Origin of the sequence: Nocardia iowensis, assembly GCF_019222765.1 — a bacterium.
Lineage (GTDB): Bacteria > Actinomycetota > Actinomycetes > Mycobacteriales > Mycobacteriaceae > Nocardia > Nocardia iowensis.
In genome coordinates this window covers 6,171,609-6,190,665 of sequence record NZ_CP078145.1, presented here as the reverse complement: position 1 = coordinate 6,190,665, position 19,057 = coordinate 6,171,609, and the positions used below count along the sequence as shown (strand labels likewise).

General features: G+C 68.5%; 20 protein-coding genes. 10 read left to right on the top strand and 10 right to left on the bottom strand.

Annotation, left to right across the window (positions count from 1 at the left end):
• The first annotated feature begins 73 nt into the window (after positions 1–73).
• On the top strand, positions 74–2,002 hold the full coding sequence (dxs, locus tag KV110_RS28475) for a 1-deoxy-D-xylulose-5-phosphate synthase (RefSeq protein WP_218470306.1): 1,929 nt from the start codon (positions 74–76) through the stop codon (positions 2,000–2,002).
• Positions 2,003–2,010: 8 nt separating this feature from the next.
• On the opposite strand, the gene KV110_RS28470 is transcribed toward dxs, so the two are convergent.
• A complete protein-coding gene (locus KV110_RS28470) occupies positions 2,011–2,760 on the bottom strand; it encodes a methyltransferase domain-containing protein (protein WP_218470305.1) in 750 nt (249 codons plus the stop codon).
• A gap of 28 nt (positions 2,761–2,788) precedes the next feature.
• On the opposite strand from KV110_RS28470, the gene KV110_RS28465 reads away from it, so the two are divergent.
• Both KV110_RS28465 and KV110_RS28460 read left to right on the top strand, forming a co-directional pair.
• Positions 2,789–3,184: a MerR family transcriptional regulator gene (locus KV110_RS28465; protein WP_218470304.1), complete on the top strand. Its 396-nt coding sequence runs from the start codon at positions 2,789–2,791 to the stop codon at positions 3,182–3,184.
• Between the two features lie 8 nt (positions 3,185–3,192).
• The gene (locus tag KV110_RS28460) at positions 3,193–3,567 is read left to right on the top strand and encodes a DUF5655 domain-containing protein (protein ID WP_218470303.1); all 375 of its coding nucleotides are present in this window, start codon (positions 3,193–3,195) and stop codon (positions 3,565–3,567) included.
• Positions 3,568–3,571: 4 nt separating this feature from the next.
• On the opposite strand, the gene KV110_RS28455 is transcribed toward KV110_RS28460, so the two are convergent.
• Complete coding sequence (locus KV110_RS28455) at positions 3,572–4,834, bottom strand: HRDC domain-containing protein (RefSeq protein WP_218470302.1); 1,263 nt, start codon at positions 4,832–4,834, stop codon at positions 3,572–3,574.
• A 92-nt stretch (positions 4,835–4,926) separates the two neighbouring features.
• A complete protein-coding gene (locus tag KV110_RS28450; protein WP_218470301.1) occupies positions 4,927–5,565 on the bottom strand; it encodes a DUF3000 domain-containing protein in 639 nt (212 codons plus the stop codon).
• 246 nt (positions 5,566–5,811) lie between these two features.
• On the opposite strand from KV110_RS28450, the gene hemE reads away from it, so the two are divergent.
• The 4 genes from hemE to hemQ all read left to right on the top strand — a co-directional run bounded on the left by hemE (position 5,812) and on the right by hemQ (position 9,743).
• On the top strand, positions 5,812–6,876 hold the full coding sequence (gene hemE / locus KV110_RS28445) for a uroporphyrinogen decarboxylase (protein ID WP_218478998.1): 1,065 nt from the start codon (positions 5,812–5,814) through the stop codon (positions 6,874–6,876).
• The gene (locus KV110_RS28440; protein ID WP_218470300.1) at positions 6,876–7,409 is read left to right on the top strand and encodes a uridine kinase family protein; all 534 of its coding nucleotides are present in this window, start codon (positions 6,876–6,878) and stop codon (positions 7,407–7,409) included. The genes hemE and KV110_RS28440 overlap by 1 nt, the downstream gene beginning before the upstream one ends.
• 57 nt (positions 7,410–7,466) lie before the next feature.
• Entirely contained in the window at positions 7,467–8,810 is a 1,344-nt protein-coding gene (locus tag KV110_RS28435) for a protoporphyrinogen oxidase (RefSeq protein ID WP_218470299.1), read from the top strand.
• A 237-nt stretch (positions 8,811–9,047) separates the two neighbouring features.
• Entirely contained in the window at positions 9,048–9,743 is a 696-nt protein-coding gene (gene hemQ / locus KV110_RS28430; RefSeq protein WP_218470298.1) for a hydrogen peroxide-dependent heme synthase, read from the top strand.
• Between the two features lie 102 nt (positions 9,744–9,845).
• Here hemQ and msrB read toward each other — a convergent pair whose 3' ends face one another.
• The 4 genes from msrB to KV110_RS28410 all read right to left on the bottom strand — a co-directional run bounded on the left by msrB (position 9,846) and on the right by KV110_RS28410 (position 14,040).
• Complete coding sequence (gene msrB, locus KV110_RS28425) at positions 9,846–10,289, bottom strand: peptide-methionine (R)-S-oxide reductase MsrB (RefSeq protein WP_218470297.1); 444 nt, start codon at positions 10,287–10,289, stop codon at positions 9,846–9,848.
• Positions 10,289–11,605, bottom strand: coding sequence for a glycosyltransferase family 87 protein (locus KV110_RS28420; protein ID WP_246634037.1), 1,317 nt, complete (start codon positions 11,603–11,605; stop codon positions 10,289–10,291). Before KV110_RS28420 ends, msrB begins: the two co-directional genes overlap by 1 nt.
• Positions 11,606–11,689: 84 nt before the next feature.
• Positions 11,690–13,246 (bottom strand): alpha/beta hydrolase, encoded by a 1,557-nt coding sequence (locus KV110_RS28415; protein ID WP_218470295.1) that lies wholly within the window; start codon positions 13,244–13,246, stop codon positions 11,690–11,692.
• Positions 13,247–13,278: 32 nt separating this feature from the next.
• Complete coding sequence (locus KV110_RS28410; RefSeq protein WP_218470294.1) at positions 13,279–14,040, bottom strand: pyrimidine reductase family protein; 762 nt, start codon at positions 14,038–14,040, stop codon at positions 13,279–13,281.
• Between the two features lie 34 nt (positions 14,041–14,074).
• Between KV110_RS28410 and zapE the strand changes: the two genes are divergently transcribed.
• Together zapE and KV110_RS28400 are read left to right on the top strand one after the other, a co-directional pair.
• A complete protein-coding gene (gene zapE / locus KV110_RS28405; RefSeq protein ID WP_218470293.1) occupies positions 14,075–15,091 on the top strand; it encodes a cell division protein ZapE in 1,017 nt (338 codons plus the stop codon).
• 47 nt (positions 15,092–15,138) lie between these two features.
• Positions 15,139–15,930, top strand: a complete 792-nt coding sequence (locus KV110_RS28400) for a tyrosine-protein phosphatase (RefSeq protein ID WP_218470292.1) — start codon at positions 15,139–15,141, stop codon at positions 15,928–15,930.
• Positions 15,931–15,934: 4 nt separating this feature from the next.
• Here the strand turns inward: KV110_RS28400 and KV110_RS28395 are convergent, their stop codons facing one another.
• The 3 genes from KV110_RS28395 to KV110_RS28385 all read right to left on the bottom strand — a co-directional run bounded on the left by KV110_RS28395 (position 15,935) and on the right by KV110_RS28385 (position 18,191).
• On the bottom strand, positions 15,935–16,423 hold the full coding sequence (locus KV110_RS28395) for a GbsR/MarR family transcriptional regulator (RefSeq protein ID WP_218470291.1): 489 nt from the start codon (positions 16,421–16,423) through the stop codon (positions 15,935–15,937).
• A gap of 76 nt (positions 16,424–16,499) precedes the next feature.
• Complete coding sequence (locus tag KV110_RS28390) at positions 16,500–17,267, bottom strand: ABC transporter permease subunit (RefSeq protein WP_218470290.1); 768 nt, start codon at positions 17,265–17,267, stop codon at positions 16,500–16,502.
• 39 nt (positions 17,268–17,306) lie between these two features.
• Positions 17,307–18,191 carry an ABC transporter ATP-binding protein gene (locus KV110_RS28385; protein WP_218470289.1) on the bottom strand — a complete coding sequence of 295 codons (885 nt, stop codon included), beginning with the start codon at positions 18,189–18,191 and terminating at the stop codon, positions 17,307–17,309.
• A gap of 104 nt (positions 18,192–18,295) precedes the next feature.
• Between KV110_RS28385 and KV110_RS28380 the strand changes: the two genes are divergently transcribed.
• Positions 18,296–19,048, top strand: a complete 753-nt coding sequence (locus KV110_RS28380; protein ID WP_218470288.1) for an alpha/beta fold hydrolase — start codon at positions 18,296–18,298, stop codon at positions 19,046–19,048.
• Positions 19,049–19,057 lie beyond the last annotated feature (9 nt).

Sequence of the window (19,057 nt, the reverse complement as noted above, 5' to 3'; positions counted from 1 at the left end):
TCGTTCGAGGGCACCGCCCGCCGCTCCGTAGACTGATCGGATCAGATGCACAATCCGGAGGGAGCGAGTTCAGGTGGGAGTGCTTTCCCGGGTCGACACGCCCGAAGATCTGCGTCCGCTCACCGCGCCGCAATTGCGTGAGCTGGCGGACGAGATCCGTGAGTTCCTGGTGCGGAAGGTGGCCGCGACCGGCGGGCACCTCGGCCCGAATCTCGGCGTGGTCGAGCTGACCATCGCCCTGCACCGGATCTTCGACTCGCCGGCCGACCCGTTGATCTTCGACACCGGCCACCAGGCCTATGTGCACAAGATCCTGACCGGCCGCAAGGACGAGTTCGACACGCTGCGCAAGCAGGGCGGACTGTCCGGCTACCCGAGCCGCGCCGAGAGCGCGCACGACTGGGTGGAGTCCTCGCACGCCTCGGCGTCGTTGTCCTACGCGGACGGTCTGGCGAAGGCGTTCGCGCTGAGCGGGCAGAACCGCCATGTGGTGGCGGTGGTCGGGGACGGCGCGCTCACCGGCGGCATGTGCTGGGAGGCGCTCAACAACATCGCGGGCGCGCCGGACCGCCCGGTGGTGATCGTCGTCAACGACAACGGCCGCTCCTACGCGCCGACCATCGGCGGCCTCGCCGACCGGTTGACCGCGCTGCGCACCCAGCCCGCCTACGAGCACGCGCTGGACGCCGGGAAACGGATCCTGAAGAGCATTCCGCGGGTCGGCGAGTCCGCCTACTCGATGATGCACGCGGTGAAGGCCGGGATAAAGGACGCGGTAAGCCCGCAGGAGCTGTTCAGCGACCTCGGGATGAAGTACGTCGGCCCGGTCGACGGGCACGACATCGTCGCGCTGGAGGCGGCGCTGCGCCGGGCCAAGGACTTCGGCGGACCGGTCGTGGTGCACGCGGTGACGCAGAAGGGCCACGGCTACGCGCCCGCCGAGAACCACATCGCCGACCAGATGCACGCCTGTGACCCGATCGACCCGCTCACCGGGGTCCCGGTCGGTGGGCCGAAGGCGCTCGGCTGGACCTCGGTGTTCTCCCAGGAACTCATCGCGCACGCCGAACAGCGCGACGACATCGTCGCGATCACCGCGGCCATGGCGGGGCCGACCGGGCTCGCGGCATTCGGTGAGCGGTTCCCGGAGCGGATGTTCGATGTCGGCATCGCCGAACAGCACGCCATGGCCTCGGCGGCCGGGCTCGCGCTGGGCGGCATGCATCCCGTCGTCGCGATCTACTCGACCTTCCTCAACCGTGCCTTCGACCAGCTGCTGATGGACGTCGCGCTGTTGAAGCAGCCGGTGACCGTCGTGCTGGACCGTTCCGGTATCACCGGCCCCGACGGTGCCAGTCACAACGGCATGTGGGACCTCTCGGTGCTCGGCATCATCCCCGGCATCCGGGTGGCGGCGCCGCGCGACGCGGCGACCCTGCGCGAGGAACTGGCCGAGGCGCTCGCCGTCAACGACGGCCCCACCGCCATCCGGTTCCCCAAAGGCAGTGTCGCCGACGATATCTCGGCCGTCGAACGGCTCGACGGGGTGGACGTGCTGCGGCTCGCCGCCGGCGAGCGCACCGGCGACGAACCCGCGCTCGACGGCGGCGGATCGGTCCAGGCGGTACGCGGTGACGTGCTGCTGGTGGCCGTCGGCTCGTTCGCCGAGGTCGCCCTGCGCGCCGCGGATCTGCTGGAGACCGAAGGGGTTTCGGTCACCGTCATCGACCCGCGCTGGGTGCTCCCGGTCTCCGACACGCTGGTCAAGCTCGCCGAGAACTACCGGCTCGTGGTCACGCTGGAAGACGGCGGACTGCACGGCGGCATCGGCTCCACTGTGTCGGCTCGGCTGCGCAATTCCGGCCTGGATATCCCGACCCGCGATCTCGGTGTGCCACAGCAATTCCTGGACCATGCGTCGCGCGGTGAGGTGCACGCGGAGCTGGGACTCACGGCTCCCGACATCGCCCGGCGGATCGGCGGGTGGCTCGCCGCGCGGTGAGCTCGCCACTATGGCCGGGTCGCCGCCGCGACGAACAGCGGTATCGCCAGCATCAGGCGGCCTGATCCGGCCCGTTCGGTCTGCTCCGCGAGCCAAGCCTCGGTGCGTTCGCGGTCCAGCTCGCCGTTGGCGACCGCCACCTCGGTCAGGCGGGTCAGCAGCCCGAGCATGCGCTCGTCGGTGAAGATCGATAGCCGCCCTGCCACGGTGACGTCGCGGAAACCGCTGGCGAGCAGCATGTTCCGGCACCCGCGGGCGGCCTGCGGATTTGTGATCGCGTCTGCGCGAGCATGCACGATGGCGCGGGTTGTCGCCGGATCGTCGGAGTCGACGACGACGGCGTCCCAATCCAGATCGAGCAGGACGATGCGACCGCCTGGCACCAAGACCCGCTCCGCCTCGGCCAATGCCGCTGCCGGATCGGCGATTTCGTGGAATACCTTGTCCGCCCGATAACCGGACGCCGATTCGTCCGGCAGCGGAAGGGCTTGCGCGCTGCCGGACCGGAAATCCAATGCGGGCCAGCGTGTTCGCGCGACGTCGAGCATCCGCTGATCCGGATCGACCCCGATGGGGCAGGCCCCTCGAGCGGCCAGCTCGGCGACGGCGCGACCGGAGCCGCAGCCGACGTCCAGCACGGAGGCACCGGGCGGCAGGTGCAGGAGTTCGTAGGAGTGGGTGCGCAGTTCGGCGGCGCCCGGCATGGCGTCGGCGGCGTCGAGTCGCTGGATCAAGCTGTCGGTGGCAGAGGTGGACATAGCGGCCATCATTCGACTTAATGTTGACATGAAGTCAAGTGCCGTGGCGAAACCCATCGGGACCGTGGCCGCGCGATTCGGTCTGGCAACACATGTGCTGCGGCACTGGGAATCCGTGGGTCTACTTGGCCCCGAACGGGATTCGGCCGGACGCCGACGCTATACCGACGACGACGTCTTTCGCGTCGCCGTCATCCTGCTCGCGAAGGACGCCGGATTCAGCCTCGACGACATCCGCGCCATCCTCACCGGCTCCGACCGGTCGGCGGTGCTGCTGCGGCGGCGCGAAGAATTACTGGCACGCATCGCCCGCGCGCAGGCATCGCTGGAAATGGTCGATCACGGGCTGGCCTGCGATCATGCGGACATCACCAGCTGTCCCAACTTCCGAGCGGCCGCCTCGGCGCGGCTGCTTCGGCAATAATGCCAAGGATGGACGAACACACCGTCGAGAATTTGTTCGCCGGCCGACCGGACGCACTGCGCCTGTTCCGCAGTCTGGCGCCGCGGATCGAGGCGCTGGGCGCGATCACCACCGCGGTCACCAAGAGCCAGGTCTCCTTCGGCGCTGACCGGAAGTTCGCCTGGCTGTGGCCGACACCGCGGGGCAAGAAGGTGCCTGAGGACGTCCTCATGCTCACCCTCGATATGCGCAAACCGGTGTCGGATCCACTGGTACTCAGCGTCCAGGAGACATACCCGGGGAAGTGGACCCATCAAATCCGGGTGCTCGACGAATCGGTCGTCGAGCACGTGGTGAACGAGGGCTGGCTGCAGGAGGCCTACGACTTCGGCATCAAGGAGTAGCGACTCAGTCGGCCTGCTTCGGCATCAGCGCCTCGGTCAGCGGCGGCACGGCCAGTTCGCGCTGCCACGGCCTTGCCCCGCCTGACTTCAGGAAGCCGTCGATGGCGGCGGCCAGGTCGGCGGGGGAGTCGGGCACTCGGTCGTAATCCGGCAGGCCGTCCCAGCACAGGCGGCGGACCAGGTCGGGAGAGAGCAGGTTCTCCACCGGAATGGAATGTTCGGTGGACAGCTCACCCATCGCCGTGCGCGCGCGGGTCAACCGGGCGGCGGCCGCCGGGTCGCGCCGTTCCCAGCGATTCACCGGGGGCGGACCGTCGAACGGCTGGGTCAGTGGCGGCAGCTCACTGTCCGGCATGGTCCGGCCGCGATCGATCGCGGCCAGCCACTCTCGCGAGTACCGGCGCTGCCGCGGCCCGCCGAATACCGGCAGCGCACGCAGTTGCGCGATGGTCTTCGGGTCCGCCGTCACCGCCGCGATGATCGCGGCGTCCGGCAGAATCCGGGCAGGCGCGACATCGCGGGCGCGGGCCAGCGTGTCCCGCGTGGTCCACAGTTCGCGCACCACGGCCAGTTGCCTGGTCCGGCGCAGATTGTGGATGCCAGAGGTGCGCCGCCACCGGTCCGCCTTGGGTGCGGCCGGCTCCGCCGTCCTGACGTGCTCGAATTCCTGTGCCGCCCAATCGGTTTTGCCCTGTGCCTCGAGTGCGGTGGCGACCGCGTCGCGCAACTCCAACAGCAGTTCGACATCCAGTGCCGCGTAATTGAGCCATTCGTCGGGCAGCGGCCTGGTGGACCAGTCGGCGGCGCCGTGCCCCTTGCGCAATGCGTGCCCGAGCAGGTTCTCCACCATCGCGGCCAGTCCGACGCGCTCGAAACCGGCCAGCCGACCGCCCAATTCGGTGTCGAACAGCCGCTGCGGGCGCAGGCCGAGTTCGGCGAGACCCGGCAAATCCTGGTCCGCCGAATGCAATACCCATTCGAGACCGTTGATCGCGTCGGCCAGCGGGCCGAGCGCGTCGGTGACCGGAATCGGGTCGATGAGGAACGTACCGGCACCGTCCCTGCGTAGCTGAATCAGGTAGGCGCGCGCCGAATACCGGAAGCCAGAAGCACGTTCGGCGTCGACGGCGAGCGGGCCGGTGCCCGCGGCGAGACGAGCGGCGGCCGCGGCGATTTCGGCGGCGGTGTCCAGTACCGGAGGCACGCCATCCACGGGCGCGAGCAGGGGAGGCGCGCCGGTGGGTTCGGATTCGTCGGGTACGGACATGTTGTTGAACTTTACGTGCAGTGCCGCGGCGGTCGTCGCCCTATCGGGCTTCCGTGTGTCGGAAGGGAGAACGGCAGCGGAATAGCGGTCGGCTATCGCTGGTCGTTCGACAGGTCCGGTCGCATCTGCAGCTCGGTGATGCCGGCCGGTGGGAGTCCGGCCGCGTAGGCGAGTACCTCGCAGAATCCTTCCACGTGCGGACGCATGTCGTTGGTGAGCGCGGTCCAGGACGCGCGCAGCTCCAACTGGTGGGCCCGCGGCGGGCCTGCGATATCGCCGTAACGCACCGAACTCGTCGAGGTGACGGTGCCGCCGAGTGCGGTGAACGGTTCCGACCGCGACTCCAACGCGTCCACCAGCCAGCTCCACGCCACCTCCGGCAGCAGCGGGTCGGTGGCCAGCGCGGCATCGATGTCGGCCTGGATGTAGGCGACCAGCCGCAGCGTGCCATGCCAGGCGTCGTCACCGTCCGGATCGTGCAGCAGGATCAGCCTGCCGAACGCATCGCCTTCCGAATCGACCGGCACGACACCGGATTCCGGATGTTTTACCTCGGCACCGAGTGCGAATGAGTAGGGCGCCAGACGTTGCGGCGGCCGGATCGGCGCCAGCTCGATCCGAGGGTGCACGGTAGCGGTGCCCATCGCATCGACCGCGGCGCGAAATTGAGCTGGCTCGCCATGAGGTCCCTCGGTCGGTGCGGCGCCGTCGCGGAAGTCGAGCGGTGTCACGAAGGGGACGGTAGACCTTGTGCACCCGGCACAGTCGGAGGCGCGCCGCTGTATTCCTGCGGCGTCCGTGGGCCCTTCCCTGCTTTGGCGCGCCCCCGCCCCCGGGCGTGTCGCCTCTGCCGACCCCAGGAACACCAGGGGCGCGTCGAGCGGGACGGCACCGTGGCCGCACTCGCGTTCTGTCGCGGCCATGTCCCGTGGGATGGCCCGCCCGGGCGGATGGGGGCTGGACAGCCGCCCTTTACGATGGGCTCGATGAGCACTCATACCCGCCGCCGGTTGACCGATGCCCCGTTCCTGGCCGCCGCCACCGGCGCGACGCCGAGCAGGCGTCCGGTGTGGTTCATGCGGCAAGCCGGACGGTCGCTGCCCGAATACCGCGAGCTGCGCAAGGGCGTCGGCATGCTGGAGTCCTGCTTCGACCCGGAGCTGGTGTGCGAGATCACGATGCAGCCGATCCGCAGGCACGGCGTCGACGCGGCGATCCTGTTCTCCGACATCGTCGTTCCGCTGAAGGCGGCGGGCATCGACCTCGACATCGTGCCCGGCGTCGGGCCGGTGATCGCGTCGCCGGTGCGCACGGTCGACGATGTGCGCGCGCTGCCGCGGCTGCGTCCCGAAGAGGTGGGCGCGGTCGCTGACGGGGTGCGACTACTGGTCGACGCGCTCGGCGAGACGCCGCTGATCGGGTTCGCGGGCGCGCCGTTCACGCTGGCGTCCTACCTGGTCGAGGGCGGGCCGAGCAAGAATCACGAGCGCACCAAGTCGATGATGTACGCCGACCCGCAGACCTGGCACGCGCTGCTCGGTGCGCTCACCGACATCACCATCGCCTTCCTGCGGGCCCAGCTGGCCGCCGGTGTCGACGCTGTGCAGCTGTTCGATTCCTGGGCCGGGGCGCTGTCCCTCGCCGACTATCGCCGGTTCGTGCTGCCGCATTCCGAACGCGTCTTCGCCGAGGTCGCCGACGCGGGCGTGCCGCGCATCCACTTCGGTGTCGGCACCGGCGAGCTGCTCGGCGCGATGGGTGAGGCGGGCGCCGACGTGGTCGGTGTCGACTGGCGGGTGCCGCTCACCGAGGCGGTGCGCCGCGTCGGACCCGGAAAAGCGTTGCAGGGCAACCTCGATCCCGCCGTCCTGTTCGCGGGCTCGGCCGCGGTCGAAGCCGAAGCGCGCCGCATCGCGCACGAGGCCGACGAGGCGATCACGTTGGGCGCCAAGGGACACATCTTCAATCTCGGCCACGGCGTGCTGCCCGACACCGACCCCGGCGTGCTGACCGCACTGGTCGACCTGGTGCACGAACTGTAGTGCTCGCGGAGATCGTGGCCCGGGTACTGGCGAGCGGGCCGCGGCTCGGTTCGACCAGGCTGGTCGCCGTCGACGGACCGGGCGGGGCCGGAAAGTCAACGCTCGCCGCACAACTGGCGCGCGAGTGCGACGCGACGGTGGTGCCGACCGACAGCTTTGCCTCGTGGGACAACCCGCTCCATTGGTGGCCGCGGTTGGAGAGTCAGGTGCTCGAACCGCTCGCGCGTGACGTGCCCGCTCGGTACCAGCGCTACGACTGGGGTCGGCGAGCGTTGGCCGAGTGGCACGAGGTCGCGCCGGGCGGCGTCGTGGTGCTGGAAGGCGTGTCCGCAGCGCGCGCCGCCGTTCGAACTCGGCTGTCGCTCGCCATCTGGGTCGATACGCCGCGCACCGTGCGATTGGCGCGCGGCCTCGAACGCGACGGCGAATCCGCGCTACCGCTGTGGGAGCGCTGGATGACCGACGAGGACAACCACTTCGCCGCGGACGACACCCGCGCCAACGCGGACATCATCGTCAGCGGCGCCCCCTGAGCTCGCCGCCCTGACCTAGTCGCGGAGGGTGTGCGGGCAGGGGATACGGTCGGGGTTATGAGGATCGCAGTGGTCGGTGGCGGGATCAGTGGGATGGCTGCCGCGTATCGGTTGCGGGTGCTGCTGGGAGCCGAGGCCGACATTCTGGTGCTCGATCGGGCCGAGCGGGTTGGCGGGATTCTGTATACCGGTGAAGTAGCCGGGGAGCCTTTGGATCTCGGGGCGGAGGCGTTTGTCGGGCGGCGGCCCGAGGTGCCGGAGTTGCTGCGCGAGGTCGGGCTGGAGACGCAGCTGGTGACGCCCGCGGGGTTGCGGCCGCTGCTGTGGTCGGGCGGGGTGACGCATCCGCTGCCGGAGCGGACGCTGATGGGAATACCGGCGGACGCCGAATCGATGCGCGGGCTGGTCGACGCGGAGACGGTCGAGCGGATCGCCACGGAGCCGCGGCGACCACTGGCCTGGGAACCCGGCGCCGATATCGACGTGTACCGCCTGATCGCCGACCGGTTCGGGGCGCAGGTCGCCGAGCGCAGCGTGGATCCGCTGCTCGGCGGGGTCTACGCCGGGAGTTCCCGCTCGATCGGCATACGCGCCGCGCTGCCGACCTTGGCCGCCGCGTTGGACGATGGCGCGCCCAGTCTCACCCACGCGGTCTCCGTCGCGCTGCCGCCGCCCTCGGACGCACCGGTGTTCGGTGGGCTCAGGGACGGTTACCAGGTGCTGCTGGAGGCGTTGGCGGCGCGATCCGGTGCGAAATTCGTCACCGCGACACCGGCTACTCGGTTGGCCCGCGGGCTGCGCGGCTGGGTCGTCGACCCGATCGGCGCGGTCGACGCGGTCGTGCTCGCCACGCCCGCCCCGGTCAGCGCGCGACTGCTCGGCACGGTCGCCCCGAACGCCGCGGCAGCGCTGGCCGGTATCGAGCTGTCCTCGTCCGTCGTTGTCGCACTTGCCCTTCCCCGCGACACCGCGCTCCCGCACAACTCCGGCATCCTGGTCGCTACCGGAGAATCGTTGCGCGCCAAGGCGTTCACCCTGTCCAGCCGCAAATGGACACACCTGGCACAGCGCGAAACGGCTTTGGTCCGTGCCTCCTTCGGCAAATTCGGCGACGACTCGACGCTGTCCTGGTCGGACGCCGACCTGATCGCCGCTGCCGCTGAGGATCTGGCCACCGTCACCGGCGTCGCCATCGAACCGGTCGCCGCCGTGGTGCAACGTTGGCGCGGCGGCCTCGCGCAATACGCCCCAGGTCACACCGATCGGGTCGCCGCCATCGAATCCGCGGTGTCGTCGCTCGACGGTCTCGCTCTCGCGGGCGCTTATCTGCACGGTGTCGGCGTCCCCGCCTGCGTCGCTTCAGGTAACGCCGCCGCCGAGCGCATTGCCGCCGCAGGCTGAAGCGCCGCAGGCTCAGTCCCGTTCGGGTAATCGTCGCTGCTTACCGAATCACCGCCGTGAACACAAGCGCGGCAAGCTCATTCGAGGTGAGTGAAGCACCGCTGTCGGCATATGGCTGCGGGTCGGCTCGAGGCGCAGCGGCCCACGGCGATTTCACGCCCCGCCCTCGTCCGACATGGGCGCCCGCGACCGTGGACCGCGAAACGGTCGCATTCCGGCGAGTGGCACGATGTGTGCATGGCGCGACTCGATTATCAGGCACTCAACTCGACCATTCGCTACCTGATGTTCTCGGTGTTCCAGGTGCAGCCGGGTGCGCTCGGCGACGATCGGGCCGCCGCGATCAAGGAGGCGCGCGCGTTCTTCGACGGTCTGGGCGATCGTGAGGTGGTGGTCCGCGGCGTCTACGACGTGGCGGGGATGCGCGCCGACGCCGACTTCATGATCTGGACGCACGCCGAACGGGTCGAGGACCTGCAGGCCGCCTACGCCGACTTCCGCCGCACCACCGAGCTCGGCCGGGCCAGCGCCCCGGTCTGGAGCAATGTGGCGCTGCACCGTCCCGCGGAGTTCAACAAGAGCCACGTGCCCGCGTTCCTGGCCGGCGAGGACCCGGGCAACTACATCTGCGTCTACCCGTTCGTCCGCTCCTACGAGTGGTACCTGCTGCCCGACGAGGAGCGGCGCAAGATGCTCGCCGACCACGGCAAGGCCGCCCGCGGCTACCCGGACGTGCGCGCCAATACGGTCAGCTCGTTCGCGCTCGGCGACTACGAATGGATCCTCGCCTTCGAGGCCCCCGAACTGCACCGCATCGTCGACCTCATGCGTGACCTGCGCGCCACCGACGCCCGCTTGCACGTGCGCGAGGAAACCCCGTTCTTCACCGGCCCCCGCGTCGAACTCGACAAGCTGATAAACGCCCTGCCCTGAGCCGAGCCCGAGATCAGAGCTATCAACCGGCAAGCCCCGGGTTTTCGGGGCGTGCGTGGCGTCGCGCTGGACCGTACTCTTCGGTCCAGCGCTCGACGCTGATTACTCCGCTGCGCTGCCCGAGGGGTGCAGTCGCAGAGAGATGGAGTTGATGCAGTAGCGCTTGTCGGTGGGCGTGTTGTATCCCTCGCCCTCGAACACGTGGCCGAGGTGGCTGTGGCAATTCGCGCACAGCACTTCGACCCTGTGCATGCCGAGCGTGTCGTCCGATTTCAGGATCACCGCGTCGGATTTCGCCGGGTCGAAGAAGGACGGCCACCCGCAGTGCGAGTCGAATTTCTCGGTGCTGCGGAACAGTTCGGCTCCGCAGGCCCGGCACTCGTAGACGCCGTCGGTCTTGGTGTCGGTGTATTCACCGACGAAGGGACGTTCGGTGGCTGCCTCGCGCAGCACCGCGTATTCCTCCGGGTTCAGCTTGGAGCGCCATTCCTGGGGCGTCAGCTGGATCCGCGGCGCGGGCAGGGACGTGTCGGCTTCGGAACTCATCACTCCACGCTAATACGTTTCGCGGTGGTCGTCGCCGAACCATTCGCGGGCTCGGGCGAATCGGGCACCGAAGCGCCCGGGGTGGCCGCGCCGCCGGTCGGCACGGGCTTGATCCAGGTGGGGTCGATGCCGAACGCCAGCCGCCCTTCGCGCCGCGCGGCCAGGTACCGATCACCGAGTACACAGAACACCACGACCAGCAGCAGTCCCCAGCCGAAGGTGATGCGCAGGTACTCGAGGTCACGGCCGATGTGCTGCCAGCGGTCCGAGAGCCACTTGTCGTAACTCATGAACCCGAACACCGCCAGCCAGGCGGGCCAGTTGCGCAGCACCGAATTGCGCAGCACCACCGTCATCAAGAAGGGGAACAGCATCATCGAGTAGTACATCTGCCCCAGCGATGGCAGCAGGAACACCGCGGTGAGCAGCACGCCCGAGGCGGTGCACACGAAGAACAGTTCGTCGTCACGGTAGTAGCGGTACAGCAGCCACAGCGAGATGGCGACGAGCACGCCCATCCCGAGGCGCATGAACCAGACCAGCCAGGGCTGCACGCCGTAGTACTCGCCGTTGCCCGGGATCGAACTGTTGAAGTAATCGCGGGTTTCGAAGAGATAGTGCGCGGTGCGGGTGAAGAACTTCTCCGGGTCCTTCGACATCGGCCACGCGATCGCGGTCAGCACCAGCGGCACACCGAGCGCGGTGATGAAAACCTTCCACTGCCCGCGAACCAAAGCGATCAGAAGTAGCGGTGCCAGAGTCGGTTTGACCGCGATACTCAATCCGAGTGCGGCGCCCGCCCAGAGGTCTCGTCGTTTGAGCAGCAGGTGCAAAAAGATCAGCTCGGCCAGCAGAATACAGCCGTTGACGTTGGTGAAGACGAGCGTGTTGATGACCGTCTCCGACATGAACATCGCGAACAGCAACACCGGCGCGACAACCGAACTCACCGTGAATCGGAACAACCGCAGCAGCAGATACCAGGCGGCGATGATCGCGACCGCGTTGAGCAGGATGAACAGCCAGCGCGCCTTCTCGTAGTCGAGCACCGCGACCGGGGCGATCAGCAGCGTGCCGCTCGGGTAATACAGGTAGTGCGGATCGACCGAGTCGAAGTTCGCCGTGTACACCGGCCGCCCGTTGAGAAAATCGAGCGACGCCTGGTAGACCGGCCGGAAATCGTCGGTGATGAAACCATTGACAGCCTTGATGAAAACCCGGTTCAGCACCGTCATGACCGCGAAGGGCCAGAGTGCGAACTTGATCACCTCGGCGGTGGTGCGAGCAGTGCGGGGCTCGAGCTGTCGAAGTAACACTGGGGCACGGTACACCGGATCACGTTCGCACGGTTGCCCGGACCTGTCCGACGCGCCGCTCGAGGCGCTATTCGGGCCGTCCGGTCAGGCCGGGCAGACGGTCCCGTCGGCGGGCAGTTTGGCGTCCTTCAGGTAGTCGACCACGGTCCGCTGCGCACACGTCGAGTGGGTGGTCACCGGATGGCCCCAGCCCTGCCAGGTGAGTCCGGCGGTGCGGGCACCGGCCGTGCCGAGTGCGCCCGAGACCGACGCCTGGCCACCATTGCCCACCACCGGGTCGGCGATGCCGCCGAGGATCAGTACCGGAATGGTGAGTTTCTCCGGCATCGGCGGCGTGGTGGACACCGGCCAGGCCGCGCATTCCATCAGCCCGATCGCCGCGTTCCGGCCGAACACCGGGTACTTGCTGCCCCAGGTGCCCATCAGTTCCTTGGCTTTGCTTGGCGTCGGCGGCTGCTGAGTGTCGGTGCAGCGGTTCACGAATTGACCGTCCCCGGCGATCGCCGCGGACTCGCGCAGGATCAGGTTGCCGAGGGGACCGCGATCGCCACGCCCTGCCGCCGACAACGCGTCGGCGAGTTCGCCGATCCGGTTGGCCTGGTCGGCCCGCGGGCTGCCGAGGAAGCCGGATATCGCGGTGAGCAGTGCGTTGGCCGAGACGTCACCGAGCCCGCCGGAACCGGCTCGTTTCACCAGATCGGTGATCGCGGCGCGCGGGTCCGGTCCGAGCGAACAGCTGATTCCGGTGCAGCGCTGGGCGAATGCGGTCAATGCCGCCTCCGCGCCTTCCAGTTGCTGCTCGGCCCGGGTGGTGGCGTCCGCGCCGACGGCCTCGGGGGAGTCGACGACCAGCCGGGCCAGATGATCGCCGTATTTGCGGGCGTAGCTGAGCGCGACCTTCGCGCCGTTGCCGGTGCCGAGCAGCGCCACGTGGTCGACCTGCCACTGCTTGCGCAGCTGTTCGATGTCGTCGGCGGCGTGTGGTGCGTCGAAGGTGCCCTCGTAGGGCTGCAGGAAATCGCGGCAGGCGATGGTGGCTTCCTGACTCAACACCGTCATCGCCTCGACGGGATCGGTTGCGCCGGGACCGAATTGGGCATTGTCGGCCAGGCCCTTGCGCACCTCAGGGGGCAGGCAGTCGAGCGCCTGCGAGCTGCCGATGCCGCGCCGGTCAACCGCGACGATCGGGCGGGCGGCCAGTAGGGCGCTCGCGGGTCCGGCGGCCAGTCCGGCGAGGGTGGCGGTCGAGGAGCGGTCCGTGCCGGAGGTGAGCACGATCGGGGCCGCGTCCGCCGGGGTCTGGGGCAGCCGGGCGCGCATGGCCGCGGCCCGGAAGTTGCCGAGCACGGCACCGGTCGAGTCGATCGGCGTCGAGTACTCCGCGCATTCGAGCACCAGGCCCGCAGGGGCCGGGCCGAGGCCGAGCAGGTTCAGGGTCGGCGCCGTGCAGTCGTTCCACGCCAGGTCGGTCTTGGGCAGCTCGGCGCTCGGCGGCGGGGCCGGTGCGGCCGAGGTCGTGGCATGGCCGCCGACTCGTTCACGCTCGACGGCGACGCCGGGTCGGTCGGAGGGTCCAGCCCCGCATCCGGCGATCATGATCGAGAGTGTCGCGGCCAGCACGACGGCCCGAGTCCAGCGCATGCGCTACAGCCTGCCAGGTTCGGGCCGGTGTTTCATGCACGGGCCCATCGGGTGAGCATCGTGCCGTCGTCGTCGAGCAGGATGTGCGCGCGGGTCATCGGGCGCTGGAACTCGTGCGCGGACAGCGAAATTCGCCGGGCCGTGCCGCCAACCAGCAGGGGTGCGGTGGTCAGGCACAGCTCGTCGACGGCGTCGGCGGTCAGCAGTTCGCCGAACAGATGGGGTCCGCCCTCACACAGCACGCGGTGCAAGCCGCGTTCGGCAAGCACCCGCAGCAGTGCCTTCGGGGTCACCGCCAGGTCGCCCGCTTCGATCACCTCGGCGCCCGCGTCGGCCAGCTGCTGTTTGCGGTCGGCGGGGGCGGTGGTGGTGGTGATGATCAACGGCGGGACCGTCGTGTCGGTGAGCAGCCGGGCGCCCTGGTCGATCGCCGCGCTCGCGGTGACCACCGCGATCGGCGGTGCGGCGCCGTCCGGATGCCCGCCGATGCCGCGCTGATGCAGCGCGCGACGGCGTTGCGGATCGGTCCTGGCACCGCCGTAGTTTTCGTCGCGGACGGTGCCCGCGCCGACCAGGACCACATCGGCCAGTTCGCGCAACATCAGGAACACCGCCTTGTCGGCGGGCGTGCCGAGGCCCGCCGAACGGCCGTCGCTGGTGGCGGCGCCGTCGATGCTGGACACGAAATTGGCGCGGACGCAGGGCTCGCGAAGGTCGGCGGGGTAGGCGTACAGCTGGGCGAGGTCGTCCGGTCCCAGGTCTGTGAGCTGGATCGCATTGTGGATACGCTGCATGAAGGTAGATCACACCACGTCATAGGCTTCGCACATGCAAGAACGCCTCGTCGACCGCCACCCGGAGGTTCCGGCCGACCAGCTCGTCGCCCAGATGGTGCCCCCGCCGATGTTCGACGAGGTCAGCTTCGCGTCCTACATTCCGGATCCCAAGGAGCCGAGCCAGGCGGCCGCGGTGCGCAAGGCCGAGGAGTTCGCCGGCGAGGTCGCCAAGATCCACCACGCAGCCAACAAGAAGAGCCTGTTCGGCAAGAAGAAGCAGGTGACCGGCGCCGGGCTGTACCTGGACGGCGGATTCGGTGTCGGCAAGACCCACCTGCTCGCGTCCATCTTCCACAGCGCGCCCGCGCCGAAGTCGTTCGGTACTTTCGGCGAGCTCACCAATCTGGTCGGTGCCCTTGGCTTCACCAATGCGGTGGAACGGTTGTCGGCGAACAGCGTGCTGTGCATCGACGAGTTCGAGCTCGATGATCCGGGCGACACCATGCTGGTCTCGCGGCTGCTCACCGAGCTGTCCGCCAAGGGTGTTTCGATCGCCGCGACCTCCAACACGCTGCCGGGTCAGTTGGGCGAAGGCCGTTTCGCCGCACAGGATTTCCTGCGCGAGATCAAGAAGCTCGGGTCGATCTTCGAGCCCGTGCGGGTCGACGGCCCGGACTACCGGCACCGCGATCTGCCGCCAGCGCCGGAGCCGACCTCGTCGGCGGTGCTGACCGAACGCGCTTCCGCCACACCGGGTTCCACCCTCGACGACTTCGACGCGCTGCTGCGGCACCTGAGCACGCTGCACCCGTCCAAGTACGGTGCGCTGATCTCCGGGGTGTCGTCGGTGTTCATCGCGCACGTACACCCGGTCACCGATCAGGCCGTCGCGCTGCGCATCGTGGTGCTGGCCGACCGGCTCTACGACGCGAGCATTCCGGTCACCGTCTCCGGTGCCAAGCTCGACCAGATCTTCTCGCAGGAAATGCTGGACGGCGGCTATCGCAAGAAGTATTTGCGGGCCATCTCCCGGCTGTTGGCGCTGTCCCGGTTCGAGGTACCGGCGTAACCACCCCTGGTGGCCGGGGAGCTCGAACCGATGATTGGAGTACTCGTATGACTCGTCGCTCGCTTCGCGCCCCGGTGGCGCTCGCCGCCGGTCTCGCCGTCGCCTTCGGCCCGGTGACCGGTGCCGCGCTCGCCGATCCGCCCGCCGCGTCGGCGCTCGCGTTCGACCGCTCGCTGCCCCTGCAGGGTGTGCAGAACGCCCGCGACATCGGCGGATACCGGACGATCGGCGGCCAGACGGTACGCACGGGCCTGGTCTACCGCACCGGTCAGCTGAACAACGCGACCCCGGCCGATCTCGCCGAGCTGTCGAGCAGGCAGGTGCGCGTCGTCGACGACCTGCGCACGGCGTACGAGCGCGCGATCGGCCCGGACAAGGTGCCCGCGGGCGCGACCGCCAACTGGGACGACGTCATCGGCCAGGCGCCACCGGAGGTCTTGATCAGCACCCTCACCGGCGGCGACAGCCTGTACCGCGCCTTCATCACCGCCCCCGGCGCCAGCCAGGCCTTCTCCTCGGTGCTGCGCGACATCATCGATACCGATAGCGCGGTGCTTTTCCACTGCACCGCGGGCAAGGACCGCACCGGCTGGACCGCCGCCGTCCTGCTCACGCTGCTCGGTGTCGACCGCGACACCGTCAGCCAGGACTACTTGCTGTCCAACCAGTACCGCAACGCCGCCCCCGGCGACACCCTCAACGGCGTCCAGCAGTCCTGGCTCGACGCCGCCTTCGACCAGGCCAACCAGACCTACGGCAGCTTCGACAACTACGTGCGTCAGGGCCTGCGGCTCTCCGACACCGACATCGTCGCGCTGCGGACGAAGCTGCTCGCCTGACCGGTCAGGCGCGGTGCTCCGCGTACCAGCGGTCGATCAGGGCGGGCAGTTCCTTGCCCATCCAGACGAAGAATTCGTGCATGTCGCGGACGCGGGCGGCCTGGTCGCCGTTGGGGTCGTCGAACAGTGCGAGGCCGCGCGAGGTCATCGCGGTGAGGTCGGTGTACATGCCACTCTGCTGGCGGGTCAATTCGGGCAGGATGCCGGGACGGATGGAATAGTAGTCCTTGCGGTCGCCCGGCTTGGAGGTCTTGTCGACCCAGCGCATGGTGACCAGGGTCTTGAGCGCGCTGGAGATGGAGCCCTTGGACGCTTGCAGCGCGTCGGCGATCTGGCCGAACGTCTGCTCCGGCGGGTCGGAGACCAGCAGCCAGCCCGTGGCGCGGCCGGTCATCCGGACCAGCCCCATGCGTTCCAGTACGAGCGCGAAATCCTCCACAAAGGCTAGTTGTTCCGGTGTCGGAACGGCCGGTTGTTCGTCCGTAGTGCCCATCGGTCGAGTATCCCTTCGGTGTCGCGGATATGGGTAAACGGGGCGGACCGTGTCGGTCCGCCCCGTGGGGGATCGGTCAGACCGCGATGTCGCGGCGTTCGAAGGCGCCGAGCGCGAGCACCAGCGTGACCGCGGCCAGCACCACCAGCACCGTCAGGTGGACGAGATTCCAGCCGTTGATCACCGGCGAATCGCCGACCGCGTAATAGAACGGCGACAACCTACGCAACCACTCGGCGCCGAGGTTATTGGCCAGGAAGCCGCCCAGCGCGACCACCGACGCGAATCCCAGAGTCAGCGAACGCTTTCCGGTGATGGCACCGACCAGCAGGGTGATCGTGCCGACCACCAGCGCGAGCAGGCCGAGACCCGCGCTCGCGGCAACGATGTTCCCGGCGGGCACATTCATCTTTCCGGCGTTCGCGCCCGCGATGACGGCCAGCATCATGACGGTCGTGACGATCGCCGTCTGCACGGCCAGTGCGGCGAACCGCTGCCCGAGCAGTCCCTTCCGGCTGATCGGTTGGGCCAGTAGCAGATCCAGGCTGCCGTTCTCTTCCTGGGTGACCGATCGTGCGGCGAAGGTCACCGCGAAGATGAGCATCAGCAGCACACCCATCATCGAGTAGATCATCGAGTGCAGAAACCCGGTGCCGGTGCCGAAGTCGCCGATGCCGAGTGCGTCGTATGCTGTGTTCTGCCTGATGTTGTCCAGTGAGCCTTGCTCTTTCAGCGAGTTGAACGACGGCAGGTACATCAGCGGAACGACGACAAGGCCGATCGACCAGCCGATCAGGCCGCGCCGCTGTTCCTTCAGTGTCTGGCTGAAAACCGAGCGAGTCATGACGAGTTCTCCTGTGCGGTAAGTGATGTCGAGTGCGGGTCAGCGGCCGTAGAGACTGAAGAAGATGTCCTCCAGGTCCGGCTCGGTGGACAGCACGCTCACCAGCGGGTACTTGGCCGCGACCTTGAACAGCCCGTCCACCTCGCCTTCGGTGGTGCAGCGCACGGTGGTTCCGTCGATGCTCAGGTCGCGCACCCCGGTCAGCTTTTCGAAGTCATCGGCGAATACCTGCGCGGCGAACACCAGCTCGACCGAGCGCGGCGAGCGGCGGCGCAGATCCTCCACGTTCTCCGTGCCGAGCAGCTTCCCGGCGCGCATGATGACGGCGCGATCGGCGATCTGCTGCACCTCGCTGAGGATGTGCGAGGACATGAACACGGTCTGCCCGTTGTCCTTGGCCTCGGCGACCAGATCCAGAAACCGTTGCTGCAGCAGCGGATCCAGGCCCGAGGTCGGCTCGTCCAAGATCAGCAGGTCGGGCCGGTGCATGAAGGCGGCGATGATGCCGACCTTCTGCTTGTTGCCCTTGGACATGGCGCCGACCTTTCTGGACAGGTCCAGGTCGAGCAGGTCGGCGAGCTCGGTGATCCGGCTCGGCGCCACGGAGTCGCGCTGGTCGGCGAGGAAGCCGAGTAGGTCGCGCGCGGTAGTGCGGCCCTCGATCGCGAGTTCGCCGGGGAGGTAGCCGATCCGGTGCCGCAGCTCCGCGCCGCCGGCGCGCGGCTCGACGCCGAACACCTCGACGCGACCCGACGTCGGCCGGAGCAGGTCGAGCAGGATGCGGATGGTGGTGGACTTGCCCGCGCCGTTGGGCCCGAGGAAGCCGAACACCTCGCCCGGGTGCACCTCCAGGTCGAGGTCGGTGAGGGCAACATGCTTGCCGTAGTGCTTGGTCAGTCCTTCGGCACGGATGGCGGCGGTCATGACGGGCTCCTGAGTGCTGGATGTTCTGCAAGGAACGATATGTTCAGTAAAGACCGAACATACAGAACATGTCAACTCTTGGGCGAGCGTCCTACGATCCGGTCATGACGAAGTTCAAGACGTGGGACGGCCTGGAACTCAACTATCGAGTGTGGGAGGGCGAGGGCGTTCCCGTCGTGTTGCAGCACGGAGTGGTCGCGGATACCAACGCGAACTGGATGAGCACCGGGGTTGTCGGCGCACTGCAGGCAGCGGGGCGCACCGTCGTGTCACTGGACGCACGCGGGCACGGGCGATCGGAAAAGCCGCACGACCCGGCGCGGTACTCCTGGGAGTTCATGGCCGACGACGTGCGCGCGCTGTACGACGAGCTGGGCTTCGATCGGGTTGTGCAGGTGGGCTATTCGATGGGCGGGGTCATCTCGCTGCTGGTCGCCGCCGCCGACGAGCGGGTCGAGCGGCTGGTCGTCGGCGGCATCGGGTCCGGCGTGCTCGACTGCGGCGGCGTCGACCGCCGGGTCGTCGAGCTGACCGACCTGCAGACCGCGATGGGCGAGGAAAATGCCGACGCCCCACCGCTCGCCATGATGTTCCGGGTCCTCGCGGACGCGGTGCACGCCGACCGCCAAGCCATCCAGGCGGTCGCCACCGGCCTCGACGCCCGGCCGATCAGCGGTCTGGACAACATCACCGTGCCGACACTGGTGCTCGCCGGCGACGACGATCCGTTCGCCGCCGAGCCGGAACGCCTCGCCGACGCGCTACCCAACGGAACGTTGAGCGTGGTGCCCGGCGACCATCTCATGGCCGTACTCGCGCCGAGTTTCCACTCGGCACTGGTCGACTTCTCGAAATAGTTCTCGCGG